Source organism: Pseudomonas arsenicoxydans, from assembly GCF_006438915.1.
Classification (GTDB): Bacteria; Pseudomonadota; Gammaproteobacteria; order Pseudomonadales; family Pseudomonadaceae; genus Aquipseudomonas; species Aquipseudomonas arsenicoxydans_A.
In genome coordinates, this window is sequence record NZ_RCZE01000005.1 from 259,814 (window position 1) to 278,027 (window position 18,214).

At 62.1% G+C, this 18,214-nt stretch carries 16 protein-coding genes; 11 read left to right on the top strand and 5 right to left on the bottom strand.

The annotated features are described in order from the left end of the window. Positions 1 to 132 precede the first annotated feature (132 nt). Positions 133 to 969, bottom strand: coding sequence for an IclR family transcriptional regulator (locus EAH78_RS12655; RefSeq protein WP_140667824.1), 837 nt, complete (start codon positions 967 to 969; stop codon positions 133 to 135). Between the two features lie 242 nt (positions 970 to 1,211). Between EAH78_RS12655 and EAH78_RS12660 the strand changes: the two genes are divergently transcribed. From EAH78_RS12660 to EAH78_RS12700, 9 genes are all read left to right on the top strand, one after another. Then, a complete protein-coding gene (locus tag EAH78_RS12660) occupies positions 1,212 to 2,231 on the top strand; it encodes an ABC transporter ATP-binding protein (protein WP_140667825.1) in 1,020 nt (339 codons plus the stop codon). After that, the gene (locus EAH78_RS12665) at positions 2,228 to 3,097 is read left to right on the top strand and encodes an ABC transporter permease (protein ID WP_140667826.1); all 870 of its coding nucleotides are present in this window, start codon (positions 2,228 to 2,230) and stop codon (positions 3,095 to 3,097) included. The genes EAH78_RS12660 and EAH78_RS12665 overlap by 4 nt, the downstream gene beginning before the upstream one ends. A gap of 6 nt (positions 3,098 to 3,103) precedes the next feature. Further along, positions 3,104 to 3,898: an ABC transporter permease gene (locus EAH78_RS12670; RefSeq protein ID WP_140667827.1), complete on the top strand. Its 795-nt coding sequence runs from the start codon at positions 3,104 to 3,106 to the stop codon at positions 3,896 to 3,898. A 7-nt stretch (positions 3,899 to 3,905) separates the two neighbouring features. Then, positions 3,906 to 4,196 (top strand): (2Fe-2S)-binding protein, encoded by a 291-nt coding sequence (locus EAH78_RS12675; RefSeq protein WP_027925044.1) that lies wholly within the window; start codon positions 3,906 to 3,908, stop codon positions 4,194 to 4,196. A gap of 196 nt (positions 4,197 to 4,392) precedes the next feature. Continuing rightward, positions 4,393 to 5,748: an NAD(P)/FAD-dependent oxidoreductase gene (locus tag EAH78_RS12680; RefSeq protein ID WP_140667828.1), complete on the top strand. Its 1,356-nt coding sequence runs from the start codon at positions 4,393 to 4,395 to the stop codon at positions 5,746 to 5,748. Continuing rightward, positions 5,745 to 6,860 carry an NAD(P)/FAD-dependent oxidoreductase gene (locus EAH78_RS12685; RefSeq protein ID WP_140667829.1) on the top strand — a complete coding sequence of 372 codons (1,116 nt, stop codon included), beginning with the start codon at positions 5,745 to 5,747 and terminating at the stop codon, positions 6,858 to 6,860. The genes EAH78_RS12680 and EAH78_RS12685 overlap by 4 nt, the downstream gene beginning before the upstream one ends. 18 nt (positions 6,861 to 6,878) lie before the next feature. After that, complete coding sequence (locus tag EAH78_RS12690) at positions 6,879 to 7,925, top strand: ABC transporter substrate-binding protein (protein ID WP_140667830.1); 1,047 nt, start codon at positions 6,879 to 6,881, stop codon at positions 7,923 to 7,925. A 309-nt stretch (positions 7,926 to 8,234) separates the two neighbouring features. Then, the gene (gene zapE / locus EAH78_RS12695; protein ID WP_140667831.1) at positions 8,235 to 9,365 is read left to right on the top strand and encodes a cell division protein ZapE; all 1,131 of its coding nucleotides are present in this window, start codon (positions 8,235 to 8,237) and stop codon (positions 9,363 to 9,365) included. 80 nt (positions 9,366 to 9,445) lie between these two features. Beyond that, the gene (locus EAH78_RS12700; RefSeq protein ID WP_140667832.1) at positions 9,446 to 10,759 is read left to right on the top strand and encodes a leucine-rich repeat-containing protein kinase family protein; all 1,314 of its coding nucleotides are present in this window, start codon (positions 9,446 to 9,448) and stop codon (positions 10,757 to 10,759) included. A gap of 130 nt (positions 10,760 to 10,889) precedes the next feature. On the opposite strand, the gene EAH78_RS12705 is transcribed toward EAH78_RS12700, so the two are convergent. Continuing rightward, positions 10,890 to 11,597: a YebC/PmpR family DNA-binding transcriptional regulator gene (locus EAH78_RS12705; RefSeq protein WP_123432313.1), complete on the bottom strand. Its 708-nt coding sequence runs from the start codon at positions 11,595 to 11,597 to the stop codon at positions 10,890 to 10,892. Positions 11,598 to 11,830: 233 nt separating this feature from the next. On the opposite strand from EAH78_RS12705, the gene EAH78_RS12710 reads away from it, so the two are divergent. Further along, a complete protein-coding gene (locus EAH78_RS12710; protein ID WP_140667982.1) occupies positions 11,831 to 13,231 on the top strand; it encodes a type VI secretion system Vgr family protein in 1,401 nt (466 codons plus the stop codon). Here EAH78_RS12710 and EAH78_RS12715 read toward each other — a convergent pair. Continuing rightward, positions 13,228 to 14,619, bottom strand: a complete 1,392-nt coding sequence (locus tag EAH78_RS12715) for an FAD-dependent oxidoreductase (protein WP_140667833.1) — start codon at positions 14,617 to 14,619, stop codon at positions 13,228 to 13,230. The genes EAH78_RS12710 and EAH78_RS12715 overlap by 4 nt on opposite strands. Positions 14,620 to 14,688: 69 nt before the next feature. Next, positions 14,689 to 16,014, bottom strand: a complete 1,326-nt coding sequence (locus tag EAH78_RS12720) for an MFS transporter (RefSeq protein ID WP_140667834.1) — start codon at positions 16,012 to 16,014, stop codon at positions 14,689 to 14,691. 267 nt (positions 16,015 to 16,281) lie between these two features. Here EAH78_RS12720 and EAH78_RS12725 point away from each other — a divergent pair, with 267 nt between their 5' ends. Further along, positions 16,282 to 17,154 carry a LysR family transcriptional regulator gene (locus EAH78_RS12725; RefSeq protein WP_140667835.1) on the top strand — a complete coding sequence of 291 codons (873 nt, stop codon included), beginning with the start codon at positions 16,282 to 16,284 and terminating at the stop codon, positions 17,152 to 17,154. Between the two features lie 104 nt (positions 17,155 to 17,258). Here EAH78_RS12725 and EAH78_RS12730 read toward each other — a convergent pair whose 3' ends face one another. Further along, positions 17,259 to 18,119, bottom strand: a complete 861-nt coding sequence (locus EAH78_RS12730; RefSeq protein ID WP_140667836.1) for a LysR substrate-binding domain-containing protein — start codon at positions 18,117 to 18,119, stop codon at positions 17,259 to 17,261. Positions 18,120 to 18,214 lie beyond the last annotated feature (95 nt).

Sequence of the window (18,214 nt, forward strand, 5' to 3'; positions counted from 1 at the left end):
ACACCGCTGATCAAATGTGGGAGCGGGCTTGCTCGCGAAGGCGGTGTGTCAGTCGGTATAGATGTGTCTGACACACCGCCTTCGCGAGCAGCCCGCTCCCACAGGGGTTCAGCGATGATCGGGAGAATGTGTTCAGCCTTGCCCAAACACCTGCGAAGGCCGGCGCAGCAGCGGATCGAATGGGTTAATCCGCGGCCCGATCATCGCCGCTTCGCGCTTGAGCATCTCCACCACCGTCGGTAATCGATCCGGACCCAGCCGGTCACTGACCGTCGCCACACTCAACGCCGCCACCGCCCGCCCCTCTCGATCCAGAATCGGCACCGCCACCCCGGCCATGCCTTGCAGCACACCGGTGTTACGCCCCGCATACCCCAGCGCGCGCACGGTCTCGACTTCCGAGCGCAGGAACACTTCGTCGTACAGATGGAAATCCTTGAGTCGCGGCAAGTTGTAGTGGATCACCGTATCGCGCTCCTCTTCCGGCAGGAACGCCAGAATCGCCAGGCTGCCCTGCCCCACGCCCAGCGCCACGCGTCCGCCAATATCGCCGGTGAACGTGCGGATCGGAAAAGGCCCTTCGCTGCGGTCCAGACAGATCGCGTCAAAACCGCTGCGTGCCAGTAAAAATAACGAATCTCCCAGCGAAGCCGAGAGCCGCAGCAGCGACGGACGCACCAGTTCGCGCAGGTTTCCGGTATTGCCCGCGCGCGCGGCCAAGGCAAAAAAATCCAGGCTCAGGCGATAGCGTTTGCTGCGCACATCCTGCTCGACCATGCCTTCGTCCATCAAGCTGCGCAATAAACGGTGCGTGGTCGGTTGCGACAAGCCGATGCGTTGCGCCAGTTGCGTCACGCGCTCCCCGCCTTCGACGGTGTCACCGAGGCTGCGCAGTACTGCAAACAATCGGGAGACCGCACCGACACCGACTTCATTTTTGTTTTCATTCCGCTCAGTGGAATCTGACATGTAGTTTCCCGACAATAAATTTACTCACTGAATGAAATTGAAAATAGTCATCGCTTCAGTGAAATAGGCCATTGAGCCCATCCTAGTCTTCGTCCTAATCTGCGTCCACAGGGGCGATTCGAACAACAGCGGCAGCCGACTCCAGTCGAGCGCCAACGCACCCAGCAAGACCTTTTCGTATCTGCCCATACAAAAAAGCGCGCCTTCGGGTGACGCATAACAATCTCAGGTGGAGCGCAGTCATGGCTTTTGTGCAACTTGAAGGACTCGGCAAACGTTACGGCGAGATCGACGCCGTCGTCGCCACCCACCTCTCGGTGGAAAAAGGCGAGTTCGTGTCCCTGCTCGGTCCGTCCGGGTGCGGCAAAACCACCACCCTGCAAATGATCGCCGGCTTCGTCGAAGTCACCAGCGGGCGCATCCTGCTCGACGGCCGCGACATCACCCACACCAAACCCGCCAGCCGTGGCCTGGGCGTGGTGTTCCAGAGTTACGCGCTGTTCCCGCACATGACCGTCAAGGACAACGTCGCCTTCGGCCTGCGGATGCGCAAAGTGCCGGCCGCCGGGTTGCAGCAACGCGTGGCCCGGGTGCTGAAACTGGTGCGACTGGATCAACATGCCGAGCGTTATCCCCGCGAACTGTCCGGTGGTCAGCGCCAGCGTGTGGCACTGGCCCGGGCCTTGGTGATCGAGCCGCCGGTGCTGCTGCTCGACGAGCCGCTGTCCAACCTCGACGCCAACCTGCGCGAAGAGATGCAGTTCGAAATCCGCCGCATCCAGCGCGAAGTCGGGATCACCACGCTGATGGTCACCCACGACCAATCCGAAGCGCTGTCCATCAGCGACCGCGTGGTGGTGATGCAGGCCGGGCGCATCACGCAAATCGACGCGCCCTACACCCTGTACGAACACCCGCGCACCGAGTTCATTTCCGGCTTCGTCGGCAAAGCCAACCTGCTGCCCGGCGAGCGTGACAGCGCCGGCGTGGTGCAGGTGCGCAGTGGCGGCGACCTGACCCTGAGTCTGCGCCCGGAAAAAATCGATTTGCACGAACAAAACCAAGGGCGTCTGCAAGGCAAGATCGCCAGCCGCTTCTTCCTCGGCAGCCAATGGTTGTACGGCGTCTCCACGGCCCTGGGCGACATCAGCGTGGTGCGCCGCAACGACGGTTCGACACCATTGAACGAAGGCACGGCGGTGGGTCTCGACTGGGACGCAAAACTGCTGCGGGTGCTGACGGTCGACGAGGTGTCGGCATGAATACGTTGGCCGCCGTTCGCCAGAGACGTCAGGGTTACTTGTTGTCGGCACCGGCCCTGGCGTTGTACATCAGCTTGCTGGCCATCCCGCTGCTGCTGACGCTGGTGTTGTCGTTCAACGTCTTCGACTACAGCTCGGGGATCAAGGGCGACGCCTACACGCTCAGTCATTACAGCAACCTGCTGGGCGACCCGTACTTCTACGAAATCTTTCTGCGCACGATGTGGATCAGCGCCCTGACCACCCTGCTGTGCGTGGTGATCGGCGTGCCCGAGGCCTACATCCTCAGCCGCATGGGCGCACCGTGGCGTTCGATTTTTCTGATTTTGATCCTCACGCCGCTACTGATTTCGGTGGTGGTGCGGGCGTTCGGCTGGAGCCTGTTGCTCGGCGCCGACGGCCTGGTCAATCAAACCCTGCAAGCCTTCGGCGGTTCGCCGATGAAGCTGTTGTACACGCCGTTCGCGGTGGTGATTGCACTGGTTCACGTGATGCTGCCGTTCATGATCATTCCGGTCTGGACCTCGCTGCAGAAACTCGACCCGGCCGCCGAACAAGCCGCGATGTCCCTCGGCGCCAGTCACTTCACGGTGATGCGCCAGGTGATTCTGCCGCAGATCATGCCCGGCGTTCTGTCCGGCACCTTGATCGTGTTCGGTCTGGCCGCCAGCTCATTTGCGATCCCCGGCCTGCTGGGCGGGCGTCGCCTGAAAATGGTCGCCACGCTGATCTACGACCAGTACCTGTCGGAGCTGAACTGGCCGATGGGCGCGGCAATTGCCGTGGCGCTGCTGTTGCTCAATCTGCTGATCATGCTGTCGTGGAACCGGATGATCGAAGGCCGCTACAAGAAGTCATTGGGATAACTTGTCATGTCCAAGAACGGTCCTTTCGCCCTGCTGTTTCATGCCCTGGTGGTGGTGTTCATGCTCGCCCCGCTGGTGGTGGTTTGCCTCGTCGCGTTCACCCCGGAAAACACCCTGAGCCTGCCGACCACCGAGTTTTCCCTGCGCTGGTTCCGTGCGGTGTTCGAGCGCGCCGACTTTGTCGATGCGTTCTACAACAGTTTGATCCTGGCGTTCTGCGCCGCCAGCCTGGCGACCTTGATTGCGGTGCCAGCGGCGTTGGCGATCACCCGTTTCGAGTTTCCCGGACGGGACTTTTTCAACGGTCTGTTTCTATCGCCAATCATCATTCCGCACCTGGTGCTGGGCGTTGCCCTGCTGCGTCTGTTTGCGCTGATGGGGGTCAACGGCAGTTTCGCCTGGTTGATTTTCGCCCATGTGCTGGTGATCACGCCGTATGTGCTGCGACTGGTGTTGGCCTCGGCCATCGGCCTGGATCGCAGCGCCGAATATGCCGCGCAATCCCTCGGTGCCGGGCGCTTCACGCTGTTCCGGGAAATCACCTTGCCGATGATTCTGCCGGGGGTCGCGGGGGGATGGTTGCTGGCGTTCATCAACAGTTTTGACGAAGTCACACTGTCGATTTTCGTCACCTCGCCGGCCACGCAAACCCTGCCGGTGCGCATGTACGTGTACGCCACTGAATCCATCGATCCGATGATGGCGGCGGTGTCGGCCTTGGTGATCGCGCTGACCGCGCTGACCATGATTCTGCTTGATCGGGTCTACGGCCTGGATCGGGTGCTGGTGGGAAAACAATGAGGGCGCCATGGCTTTGCTGAAACGACTGGCCGAAGGCGACCGCCCGGCCGTGAACTTTACCCTCGACGGCCAACCGGCCAGCGCCCTGCTCGGCGACACCGTGCTGACCGCGGTGCTGACCTGCAGCGAGCACCTGCGCGGCAGCGACTTCAGCGCCGAACCCCGCGCCGGGTTCTGCCTGATGGGCGCGTGCCAGGACTGCTGGGTCCGCCTGGGCGACGGCCGACGCGTGCGCGCGTGCTCGACGCTGCTTGAGACCGACCACCACATCACCCGCGAACCGGGGCGCTCGCTATGAACACACTTTTCAACTGTCCTCCCACAGGGATTCAGCGTCGATCACGACACATGCAATCGACACAAATCAAATGTGGGAGCGGGCTTGCTCGCGAATGCGGAGTATCAGTCACTACCTACGTTGAAAGTACCGCCGCCTTCGCGAGCAAGCCCGCTCCCACAGGGGATTTGTGGCGATCGTTTGATGGGTGGCGGGTATGAAGCCGGTAGTCATCATCGGTGCCGGCCCTGCCGGGATTCGGGCGGCGCAGACGCTGGTTGCGCAGGGCGTTCGCCCGGTGTTGCTGGATGAAGCCGCACGCGGTGGCGGGCAGATTTATCGGCGTCAGCCGGCCAACTTCAAACGCTCGGCGGTCAAGTTGTATGGCTTCGAAGCGCGCAAGGCCAAGGCGCTGCATCAGACCCTCGATACGTTGCGCGAACAACTCGACTATCGGCCCGACACCTTGGTGTGGAACGCCGAAGCGGATGCGCTCGACACGCTGCATGAAGGTCGCGCCGCACGCATCGAGTTCTCCCGCGTGATTGTCGCCACGGGCGCCACCGATCGCATCCTGCCCGTGCAAGGCTGGACATTGCCCGGCGTCTACAGCCTCGGCGCCGCGCAGATCGCTCTGAAATTCCAGGGCTGCGCCATTGGCGAACGCGTGGTGTTCGCCGGCAGCGGTCCGTTGCTGTACCTGGTCGCGTATCAATACGCCAAGGCCGGTGCGAAGGTGGTCGCGGTGCTCGACAGTTCGCCGTTCAGTGCTCAGGTCCGCGCCCTGCCCGGCTTGCTCTCGCAACCGGCGACGCTGGCCAAGGGTATTTATTACCGCAGCTGGCTGAGCGCTCACGGCATCCCGGTGCATCAGGGCGCCACCTTGCAACGCATCGATGGCGAACAGCGCGTGCGGTCGCTGAACTGGTCCGATGCAAAGGGCGAACATCAACTGGCGTGCGACGCCGTCGCATTCGCCCATGGCTTGCGCAGTGAAACCCAACTCGCCGATTTGCTCGGCTGCGAATTTGCCTGGAACCCGCTCAACCGCGCCTGGCTGCCGCAACGTGACAGGGCCGGACGCAGCAGTGTCGCCGAGGTGTATCTGGCCGGAGATGGCGCTGGAATCATGGGCGCCGATGCTGCGGAAATGGCCGGTGAACGGGCGGCGTTGGCGGTGCTCGAAGACAACGGCCACCCGATCGCGCCACAGCGTTGCGTCCAGCTGGAGCAATCGCTCACTCGGATAAACACCTTTCGCAAAGGGCTGGAACAGGCCTTCATCTTCCCTGAACACTGGGCAGCCAACACCGCGGACGAGGTGATGATCTGCCGCTGCGAAGAAGTGCGCGCTGGTGACATCCGGCAGGTCGTGCGCGAAGGCCACTGGGAAATCAACCGGGTCAAAGCCCATTGCCGCGCGGGCATGGGCCGCTGCCAAGGGCGCATGTGCGGCGCGGCCACCGCAGAAATCATTGCCGGCGAGAGCCAGCGCGCCGTGTCGCAAATCGGTCGGCTCCGCGCGCAGGCGCCGGTCAAGCCGCTGCCGTTTGGCCTGGAGGTCGAATCGTGATTGAAGTCGACGCCATCATCATCGGCGGCGGCATTGTCGGTGCCTCGGCCGCGCTGTTTCTCAGCAAAGCCGGACGTCGCGTGGCATTGCTGGAGCGGGATTTTTGCGGTTCGCATTCCAGCGGCGTCAACTATGGCGGCGTGCGGCGTCAGGGTCGGCCGCTGTCGCAATTGCCCTTGTCGCAACGGGCGCACGAAATCTGGGGACAACTGCCACAGTTGATTGGCATCGACGGTGAATATCAGCGCAGCGGCCATTTGAAGCTCGCACGCAGCCTCGACGACTTGCGCGCATTGCAGGATTACGCCGCCAGCAGCCAGGGTTTCGGCCTCGATTTGCAGCTACTGGATCGCACTGAATTACGCGCACGTTTTCCTTGGGTCGGCGATGTCGCCGTCGGCGCTTCGTATTGCCCCGACGACGGTCACGCCAACCCGCGACTGGTCTCCCCCGCCTTTGCCCAAGCCGCGCGGCGCCACGGCGCACAGGTTCATGAGCAATGTGCCGTCTCTGCCGTTGAGCATGACGGCCAACGCTTTCGGGTCAGCAGCCAAAGCGGTCTGGAACTGCACGCGCCGTGGCTGCTGAACTGCGCCGGCGCCTGGGCCGGCCGCCTCGCTGAACAGTTCGGCGAAGCGGTGCCCATGCATGCCGGCCACCCGGCGATGCTGGTCACCGAACCGTTGCCGTTGGTGATGAACGCCAGCACCGGCGTCGAAGGCGGCGGTATTTATGCCCGCCAGGTCGCTCGCGGCAATTGCGTGCTCGGCGGTGGCCAGGGTTTTGCCCTCGACGCGGCCCGGGCGCGTCCCGGCCAACAGGCGGTGATCGAAATCCTGCGTCAGGCCGTCGAGCTCTATCCGTTTCTTGAAGGCGCCCAGGCGATTCGCACCTGGAGCGGCACCGAAGGTTATCTGCCCGACCGCCAACCGGTGATCGGCCACAGCAGCACTCAACCCGGGCTATTGCACGCGTTCGGCTTTGCCGGTGCGGGCTTCCAGATCGGGCCGGCGGTGGGCCAGGCACTCACCGAGATCATCTGCAACGGCGCCCCGTCGACGTCGCTGGATGCGTTTTCCATCACCCGGTTTCACTCCATTTCCGTAGCTTGATAGAGGAAGGTCGCGCCAATGAATCATTTCAAACGCACTGCACTGCTCGGACTTTCATGCCTGAGCGCCCTGCTCACGGTGACCCAGGCTCACGCCGAGCCGACGCTTTACCTGGGCATGAACGGCGGGACCATGGAGCGGCTGTACGCCGACAAGGTGTTGCCGGTTTTCGAAAAAGCCAACAACGTCAAAGTGGTCATCGTGCCGGGCACCTCCGCCGACATCCTGGCCAAGGTCCAGGCCAGCAAAGGCAACCCGCAGTTGCACGTGATGTTCCTCGACGACGGCATCATGTACCGCGCCATCGCCATGGGCCTGTGCGACAAGCTTGAGGACAGCCCGACCCTGGCGCAGATTCCGGCCAAGGGCCGAATCAAGGATCAGGCCGTGGCGGTCAGCCTCGGCGTTACCGGGCTGGCGTACAACACCCGGTTGTTCAAGGAGAAAGGCTGGAGCGCGCCGACGTCGTGGATGGACATGGCCGACCCGCGCTTCAAGGACAAACTGGTGTTCCAGTCGATGGCCTCGTCGACCTTCGGCCTGCACGGTTTCCTGATGTTCAACCGCATTCAGGGCGGCAGCGAAACCGACGTCGAGCCGGGCTTCAAGGCCTGGCCGAACACCGTCGGGCGCAACGTGCTGGAATACATTCCGAGCTCGGCGAAAATTTCCGAAATGCTCCAGACCGACGAAGCCGCACTGTTCCCGCTGACCCCGACTCAAGTCACCGCGCTGAAGCTCAAAGGCATGCCGGTCGAGTACGCACAACCGAAGGAAGGCGCCGTGGTGCTCAACGTCGCGGAGTGCGCCATCGCCAACAACACCCAGCCAGAACTGGCGCAAAAACTCGCCGCGTTTTTGCTGACGCCTGAAGCGCAAGCTGCCGCACTCGAGGACGGCGACCAGATCCCGTCCAACCCGAACACCCCGACCACCGACAAGACGCGCGGCCAGGTCGAGGCGATGAAGCAGTACCTGGAAACAGCGATTGCCATCGATTGGGATCAGGTCAACGAACTGCGCCCGGCGTGGAACGACCGCTGGAATCGCACTATTGAGCGGTAGATAACCGACGGGGGTTCCTGTGGCGAGGGAGCTTGCTCCCGCTGGGCTGCGCAGCGGCCCCATCCCGGCAGCGCGGTGTGTCAGGTAGACCGCGCTGACAGGATTTACGACTGCTGCGCAGCCGAGCGGGAGCAAGCTCCCTCGCCACAAAAGCCCTGCCGTATCTAGCCTCTCATGTTGAATTGCCCCAACGGCGCTCAACCAATCCGTTTCGTCCGTCGACATGACTGGATGGGCAATTACCCATCTGGTTACACTACGCCGCCGCTGCTCGGGGAGCCGGCCTGACGACTTCGGGGTGACATGACAATGGCCGCTCGACCGCCCAGCCGTTCGCGACTGACACCACGCTTGCCTTCCTTGCGCAGCCTTTTCGGCAAGGCGCTTGCCTCGCCTGCCAGCGGCACGGCAGCCGGTAAAGCCGTCCACGATTACTTCCGCCAGAAAGCCCACGCCCAGGGCTACACCCTCAGTCACAGCCAGCAGCAAGTGATCGACTGCATGGCGCAACACGCCACCGCGCTCCTCGGCGCGTCGACGAAAGCGCTCCCCGGTCTTTATTTGCACGGCGCGGTTGGACGCGGCAAAAGCTGGTTGCTCGACGGCTTTTTCCAGGCGATTGCGCTCGAGCAAAAGCAGCGACTGCACTTCCACGAATTCTTTGCCCGCTTGCATCAGGGCATGTTCACCCATCGCGATCAGCCCGATGCGCTGGCCTTCACCCTCGATGAACTGCTGTGCGATTGCCGGGTGTTGTGTTTCGACGAGTTTCACGTCCATGACATTGGCGATGCAATGCTCATCACGCGGCTGTTCAAGGCGCTGTTTCGTCGCGGCATTCTGCTGCTGGTGACGTCCAATTATCCGCCGGAAGGTTTGTTACCCAACCCGCTCTACCACGCACGTTTCAAGCCGGTCATCGACCTGATCCACGCCCGCATGCAAGTGATGGAAGTCGGAGGCCCGCATGACTACCGCAGTCAGGTCAGAACCCATGCGCAGCAGGTGTTTACCCAAGGCCGGTATGTCTGGCCGGGCAGCGTGGCGCAGCGTCAGGCGTTGAACCTGCCTGAACGCGTCACCCCGCCGTTGCAACTGGCGGTCGGCACCCGGCACCTTCAAGCGCGGCATTGCGAAGAGCGGGCCATCGGCTTCACCTTTGACGATCTGTGCGAACACCCCACGGCCGTCATGGATTACCTGGAATTGTGCCGGCGCTTCGATCACTGGATCATCGACGAACTGCCGAACCTCGCCGACTGTTCGATCGCCGCACAGCAGCGGTTTATGAACTTGATCGACGTTCTATACGATCAGGACAAACACCTGACGCTGCTCGGCCAGCAATCATTGCGCGAAAGCCTCGGCGGCGATGCCATCGATCTGGCGCGCACGCGCAGCCGCTTGGGCCAGTTGCTGGAAGTGCGCGCACCGGCCTGACAGGCGAGCCTCCTTTACCGCTATCATGTCGCCCATTTCCAGGCCCCCGCGCCTTTCTCTGATCAATAGCGAACCCGCCCATGGATACCCTCGCCCAACTGCGCGCCGGCCAATTGACTGGCATCACCCGCCTGGACCTGGCCTGCGGCCTGACAGAATTCCCGCGGGAAATTTTCGACCTGGCGGACTCGCTGGAGGTGCTCAACCTCAGCGGCAACGCCTTGCGCAGCCTGCCGAATGACCTGCATCGCCTGACCCGTTTACGCGTGCTGTTCTGCTCGGACAACCTGTTCACCGAACTGCCCGCGTGCCTGGGCCAATGCGCCGCGTTGACGATGATCGGCTTCAGGTCCAATGCCATCGAAACGGTTCCTGCCGCCGCGCTGCCGCCGTTGCTGCGCTGGTTGATCCTGACTGACAACCGCATCACTGAACTGCCCACCGAACTGGGCGACCGCCCGAACCTGCAAAAACTCATGCTCGCCGGCAATCGCTTGCAGCGCCTGCCCCGCAGCTTGAGCCAGTGCCATCGACTCGAACTGATCCGCATCGCCGCCAATCAGTTCAAGGAACTGCCCGAATGGCTGCTGGCCCTGCCCAGCCTGACGTGGCTGGCGTATGCCGGTAATCCGCTGGAAACCGAAGCGGATGCCGCAGCACTGGAAGCCACACCGCGGATTCCCTGGGAGCAATTGCACCTGGAGCAGCAATTGGGCGAAGGCGCTTCGGGGGTGATTCATCGGGCCACCTGGGCGCAACCGGGGCAACCGGCCACGCAGGTTGCGGTCAAGCTCTACAAGGGCGAAATGACCAGCGATGGTTCGCCCCTACACGAAATGAACGCCTGCATCACCGCCGGCCTTCACCCGAACCTGATCCGCGTCGAAGGCCGAATCGTCGGTCATCCCGAGCAACAGGCCGGGCTGGTGATGCAACTGATCGATCCGAGTTATCGCAACCTGGCCGCGCTGCCGAGCCTGGCGTCCTGCACGCGGGACGTCTACACCGATGACACCCGCTTCAGCGCGGGCGTGGCAATGCGCATCGCCCATGGCATCGCCTCGGTGGCCAGGCATTTGCACCAACACGGCATCACCCACGGCGACCTTTACGGCCACAATATCCTGTGGAACGAGGACGGTGATTGCCTGCTGGGGGATTTTGGCGCCGCGTCTTTCCACGCGACCGTCGACAGCCCTGAAAGCCGGGCGCTGCAACGGATCGAGGTGCGGGCGTTTGGGGTGTTGCTGGGGGAATTGCTGGAGCGCATCGACTCGGGGTTGAGCGATGTTGCGCGTGAGGAGCTGGAAGTGTTGCAGGAACGCTGCTGTCACCCCGAAGTGCTGAAGCGGCCGGGGTTTGGCGAGATTGTGCGGGAGCTGCAAGATAGGTGACCGCTTTGCGGCCATTCGCGAGCAAGCCCGCTCCCACACTAGATCTATGTCGCACTGAAGATTAAATGTGGGAGCGGGCTTGCTCGCGAAGGCGGCCTGTCAGACGACAAAGCCGCACCTGCTGGAATACTTAACCCGCCAGACCGACAAACATATCCTGCACATCATCATGGTTGTCGAGGCCTTCAAGGAACGCTTCAACCTCAGCCATCTGCTCATCGCTCAAACCGCTGACCGGGTTTTTCGGCTGGTAGCCCAGTTTCGCCGCCAACACCGTGAAACCCTGCTCCGGCAGTGCTTTTTGCACCGCGTCCAGGTCCGCAGGTTCGGTCAGGAACAGGGTAGTGCCCTCTTCTTCACCTGGCTCAAAATCCTGGGCACCGGCTTCAATCGCCGCCATTTCCGGGTCGGCGTCCGGGCTGTCCGGGGACGCTTCGATCATGCCGACATGGTTGAAGTCCCACGCCACCGAGCCGGAAGCGCCCAGTTGGCCCTTGCGGAACGCCACGCGGATTTCCGCCACAGTGCGGTTGATGTTATCGGTCACACATTCAACGATCAGCGGCACCTGATGCGGGGCGAAGCCTTCGTAAGTCACGCGATGGTATTGCACGGTTTCGCCCAACAGGCCCGCGCCTTTCTTGATCGCGCGATCCAGGGTTTCCTTGGGCATCGAGGCTTTCTTGGCCTGCTCAACCACAAGTCGCAGGTGTGCGTTGGTGGCGGTATCGGCGCCGTTGCGCGCAGCAATGGTGATTTCTTTCACCAGTTTGCCGAAAATCTTGCCCTTGGCGTTGGATGCCGCTTCTTTGTGTTTAACCTTCCACTGTGCGCCCATTACTCACTCTCTTGATCTGTGGCGCCGAGACATCTATTGGCCGACGCGTTGCGCAAGTTTATACGGCCTAAAGTTGGCAATCGACCAAAAAATGCGGACGGGTCCGCTGGCTTCACCGATCGACATTTTCGCCAGCACTCGTAGGGCGATTCTGAAACAGCGATTTGCGGTGACCATTAAGGGGCGCGGTTTCGTACCCTTCGCGTCCGGAATCCATGGCAGAAGCGCACTCGATGCACAACGACAAGGAAAGTCTCTACACCCTGACCCTCCTCGACAGCGGTTTAAGCCTGCAGGTGTTGCAATTTCGTGGCGCCGAAGGCCTGAACCGGCCCTACCGGTTCGACATTGAAGTGATTGGCCTGGCACCGGCGATGAACCTCGACCCGTTGCTGCACCAACCGGCCCTGCTGATGATGGGCGATCGCATCGCTGTTCACGGCATTCTTCACAGCGCCAGCCGTGAACACCGCGGCCCGCATTGCATCGGCTATCACCTGGTGCTGGTGCCGCACCTGCAAACCCTCGACCGTCACCGCTGCCGTCGGGTGTTTCATCACCTCAGCGTGCCGGCAATCCTGCGTCAATTGTTCCAGGAACATGCGCTGCCCCAGGACAGCTATCGCCTGGAACTGGCCAGCGTGCACTACCCGCCCCGGCCGTTTTGCATTCAATACGAAGAATCCGACCTGACACTGATGCAGCGACTCTGCGAAGAAGAAGGCATCCACTATCACTTCGAACACCGGTGCGACGGGCATGTGCTGGTGCTGGCGGATGACAGTCAGGCATTCCCCCAGGAACCGATCCTGCTTCCCTTTCATGAGGATGCGCTCAGCGGGACTTCTTTACCGGTGATCAGTGAGCTGTCTCAACGCCACAACGCGCGTGCCCTGCCTGCCCGCCGCGTCGCCAACAATCGCGGATTTCAGGCAATGGGGAACGGCGCCGCCAACCACACCTTTGGCAAAACATCCCCTTTGACCGGTCGCCCCGCCCCTGAACAGGCGCACCGCGAGCAGCTCAGTCGCCGCTCACTGGAGCGTCTGCGCTGCCAGCATCGACAGATTGAAGGGCAAAGCAATCAAGCCGGTTTACGCAGTGGCAGCATCGTGCAAGTGACGGAACATCCTGTGTCGGGCTTCAACGATCAGTGGCTGATCACCGATGTCCAACACGGCGGGCAACAGCCTTCGATCCTCGCCGACCAACGTCCCCGTCGCTACAGCAATCAGTTCACCGCCATTCCCTGGTCAACGGAATTCAGGCCCGCACTCACACACATTCGGCCGAGCATTCCGGGCTATCAGCGGGCGGTAGTGCTGGGCGTCGCCGGACAACCGGCAGCGCTGGATGAACAACATCAAATCCACGTGCGGCTGTGGCCCGCACTGCAAGAGGACGCGGATGAATCCGCCGGCCTGTGGCTTCCCGTTGCCTTCGCTACACCGCAAGCCGGGATTGATCCCTCCAGCCTGCCGCTGGCCGGCACCGAAGTGCTCATCAGCTTTCTCGACAGCGACCCGGATCGCCCGGTGCTGTGCGCCACCGTTTTCAATCCGCCCAAGCCCCGCGCCGCCTATCAACCCCGCAGCGATGGGCGATTGCTGCTCGATTGGCTGATCAATCGCTAGCCCTTGTCCGCCTTGCCGGCCGCCGCGGCAAACTTGGCCAGGCGCACGTCCAGGTGCCGTGGCCGGCACCCGTGGTCTTCGGCGCGCTCCTTGCGGCGGATGGCGTTGCGCACCATCAGGGAGCCGAGATAACGAATCGGCTCCGGTGGAAAGTAACCCAAGGGACCGTTCACCAACTGCGAACGGGTCCAGGCGTTGTCCAGCCCCAGCACCATCGAGGCCAGAATCTGCCCGCCCATGTGGCACGGCCCAACGCCGCTGCCGGAATAACCGAACCCGTAGAACACGTTCCCGCTGGCGCTCATCCGGCCAAAGAACGGCAGACCGGTGACCGAACGATCCGACGGTCCGTTCCAGGTCGCCTCGACCTTGGCGTCGGCGAACGCAGGAAAGAACTCATTGAGACTGTCTTTCAACAACCTGGCGTACGGCGATGGTTGATCAAACACCGGCAACATCCGCCCGCCATAGGCGAAGGTGTTGCCGCCCTTGCCGAGCATGATTCGCCCGTCCGGGGTGTTGTGGTAGTAGTGCACGAAAATCCGTGAATCGAGCACCGTAACGCCGCTGGTCAGGCCGATCTCGTTGAGCAGATCGGGGCGCGGTTCCGTGATCAACATGTCGCTGGAGACAATCGCCACGCTGCGTTCGAACTGCGGGAACGCCCGGGCCATCCAGGCGTTCATCGCCAGCACCACGCGGTCTGCGCGAACGGTGCCGTTGCGGGTTTGAATCCCCGCTGGCTTGCCCTCCTCCAACCCGGTCATCGCGGTGTTCTCGTAAATCTTCACGCCCAATTGCAACGCCACCCGGCGCAAGCCGCGCACCAGTTTGCCCGGCTGTACACTGGCCGCTGCCGGGGAAAACCAGCCCTCCAGATGCTTGCTGGAACCGGCCATGCGTTGCACGTCGGCGACCGGGCGCTGGGTGAACGAGTTGATGCCGTTGCGCTCCAGCGCGGCAATCACTGCATCGGTCGAGCCACACTGGGCGCGATTGGTCGCGGTGTAGAGCGTGCCATCGAGGCGGTAATCGGCCTCCACACCGTACTGTTCGCAGAAGGTGCCAATCGCATAAATGCTGCGTTCGGATTCCTTGACCAGGCGCACGGCTTCTTCGACGCCGAACAACCGCTCCAGAGTGAAATACTTGGCCGACCACGACAGCGCACATCCGCCGTTGCGGCCACTGGCGCCGGCACCGCAGATGTCGGCCTCGATCAGCACCACATCGAGTTCCGGGTTCTGCTCCTTGAGCATGATCGCCGTCCACAAACCGGTGTAGCCGCCACCGACGATGCACACGTCTGCACGGGTGTCGCCGTCCAGTGCCGGGCAGTTGTCGGACGTATCAGCCTTTAAGGCCTGGTCCAGCCAAAAGGGTCTCATGGGGAAATCTCCAGTCAGATGCCCACACGCCAGCCTGCCGCCGGTGCAGCAGGCTGCGAGGGACAGGATTCAGGTACGCAGGGGTTTGATTGCCATCGCCCGATTGGGTACGAAGGGGTAGTTGGTTCGCAGGCCAGCCGGGCGGCTGTTCCAGTGGGGGATCAACACCAGGGCCGAGAACAACGCGCAGCCGGCGAAGACAATGAACACCGTGACCGAGTCGAAATAACCCGGCAGCAATCCGCCGAGAATCGCCCCGACCGAACCGCAACCGTTGACGAAACCCGCCGCCGTCGCGCCCGCCTTGGCAGTGCCGAAATCAATCGCTGCCGCGCCGCTGATCATCGAGTCCGGCCCGTACAGGGTCAGGCCCATGACAAACAACAGTATGACTACCAGCAAGACGCTGCCGGTGTGCAGCGCGCCCATGAACAAGGCCAGGGTCACGGTCAGCGCCAGCAGACTGAGGACGCAGGCCGGCATGCGGCGGGCACCGAACACTTTGTCCGACGCCAGACCGAGCAGGATCGGCCCGAGCAACCCGGCCAGTTCAAACGCGGTCGGGATGATCGCCGCACCGACCTTGCCCACAGACGGCATTTGCTCGAACACGATCACCGGGCCCCACAGCAGAATCGCGTAACGCGCCGGTTTCAGCAGAAAGTACGCGAGGCCCAGCACCAATACCGTGCGGTTGCGCAGGATTTCCTTCAAGGGTTCCAGCATGCTGATCTTGCTTTGCGCGTCAGCCTCTTCAGCGGTCAACTCGGGTTCGATGTCCACCGCCGGCAGACCGACGTCCTGCGGCGTGTTGCGTTGAAAAATAAAAAACAGCACGGCGACCAGCCCAACCACCGCCGCACTGGAAATGAACGCCGCATGCCAGGTGCCGATCAGCGTATACGCCCACCAGCCTGCAAACGGCGATGCCACCAGCCCACCAAAGGCATAGCAGGAACTCCATAACCCCAGCACTCTGCCGCGCTGCTGCGCAGGGAAGAAACTGCCGAGGTTTTTGCACAGCCCGGACCAGCCGGTGGACTGCGCCAACCCTTGAATCAACATGCAGGTCGCGAAGATCGGCAATGTCGCGTAAGTGCCCATCACCAGCGCTGCTGCCGCCGAAATCAGTAACCCGCCGAGCACCACGACCCGTGGGCCAAAGCGGTCGGCGAGCATGCCCCAGGTGAACTGCCCGAGGGCGTACGCCGCCAGGTAGATCGCGTCGAGGTTGGCCATGGCCATTTTGTCGAGCATGAAGGTGGGGTCTTCGGCGATCCCCAGTTTGGCCACGGAAAATGCTTTGCGGGTGAAGTAGAAAGCGGCGTAGGCGAGCCAGGTGATCGCGAAGATCTGCACGCGCCAGCGCTTGATGGTGCCGATGGGAGTGTTCATGGTGGTTCTGACCTCAGGGTGTGAGTGTGCCGGCAGAATTGGAAGAAAACGCCTGTGTTTTTATTGTTGAGCACTGCGGTATCGCGGATTCCCTGTCGCGATACCGGTCAGATGAGTCCTGCTGTTGCACGCACAGGCTCATGGCCACCGCGGCTGTTCGACTGACCAGTCACCGGGGCTGAGGTGGATAAAAACAATTACTGATTAATAAGTGAAATCGATTTATCGTATTTCCAAAATAAGCTCAGCTTGTTACTGGAGGTTTCGATGTCGGTTTCCCACGCCCAACTCAAAGCCTTCCACGCCGTGGCCGTCCACGGAAGCTTTACCAAAGCCGCCGAGCGGCTGTTTCTCACGCAACCGGCCATTTCCGACCAGGTGCGCAAACTCGAAGAGCGCTTCGGTGTGTTGCTGTTCCACCGCAACAAACGCTCGGTGCGCCTGACGGATCTGGGCGAACGCTTGCTCGCTATCACGCAGCGGCTGTTCGTGATCGAGGCCGAAGCCCAGGAACTGTTGCAGGACTCGCAGGCCTTGCAAACTGGCAGCCTGATCCTCGCGGTGGATGCGCCGGTGCATGTGCTGCCGCAGATCGCGCGGTTCTGCGAACGCTATCCGGGCATCAGCGTGAAGATAGAAACCGGCAACACCGATGAGTCGTTGTTTCGTCTGTTCAACTATCAGGCCGACCTGGCGTTGCTGGGCCGGGATGTCAGTGATGAGCGGCTGATCTCGTTGCCCCTGCGCAATGACCCGATGGTGGCGTTTGTTTCACACCATCATCCGTGGGCGGATCGCGAATCGATTTGCCTTGCGGATCTGGATGACACGCCGTTGGTGCTGCGAGAGATCGGTTCGGTGACAAGGCAGACGCTGGAAGAGGAAATGGCCCGGGCCGGGTATCGCATTCGCCCGGCGATTCAGGTGGAAGGACGGGAAGCGGCGCGCGAGGCGGTGGTGGTCGGGATTGGGGTTGGGGTGGTGTCGGCCGCCGAGTTCGGTGCTGACTCTAGGGTGTGCGCGTTACCGATTACTGATTGCACACGACGGCTGACGGAAACGCTGGTGTGCTTGCGCGAACAGAGTTCGCGGCGAGTGGTGGCGACGTTTCTGGAGATGGTGCGAGAGAGTCTTGTGTAGGCAGGTCGGGCCTCATCGCAGGCAAGCCACGCTCCCACACTGGATTTGTGGCGTTCGCATAACCCTGTGGGAGCGTGGCTTGCCCGCGATGGCCGCGCCGCGGTCTAACTAACCGGCGCCAACTCAAAAAACGCCTGTATCAAGCGCAAATCCCGCCGCCGCTCCATGCACCCGATCATGTGCCGGTTCACCAGCCCCTCGCCAATTATCGGCACCGCCGCCACCCGTGGGTCATGGCTGACTTCCACCGACGACACCACGCCCACCCCCAACTCCGCCGCCACCGCCTCGGTCACCGCCTCCCGACTGTCCAGCTCCAGCAACACCCGTGGATTGACCTTCGCCTGATCGCAGGCCTGATCGAACGTACGCCGGGTAATCGAACTCGGCTCACGCAAGACCATGATCACCTGATCCAGCGCCTTGAGCTTGACGCTGCTCGCCTTCGCCCAAGGATGACTTTCGGGCACCAACGCGCAAATCCGCGATTCGCTCAACGCCTGTAAGTGCAGGCCCTTGCGCGGTTCAACCTCGGTCAACACCGCCACGTCGGCGTGCTCGGACAACAACGCCGCCAGGGTATCCTGGGCGTTGCCCAATCGCAGGTTCACGGTGATGCCAGGATAACGCGCGCGCAGGCTAGCCAGCATCGGCATAACCATGTGCGGCCCGTCCGCCGCCACTTCCAGGCGCCCGGTCAGCAATTGCCGATTCGCTTCGAGCATCACCTGCGCCTCTTCCGCCAGGCCGAACATGGCTCGGGTGATCGCGGCCAGTTTGGTGCCCTCCTCCGTGAGTTCCACCCGTCGTGCGGTGCGGCGCAACAAGGTGATCTGGTAATGCTCTTCCAGGGCTTTGATGTGCCCGGTCACCGCCGGCTGGCTGATGAACAACCGCGCGGCGGCGCGGGTGAAGCTGCCTTCGCGGGCCACGGCATCAAAGGCCCGAAGCTGGAACAGGTTCATGAATAACTCTCACTGATGGCTGGCATAACAACAAACAATTTGATTGATAGCACGGCAAATTGCAATTTATGTCCCGTAGCTTCATCCCATCGAAT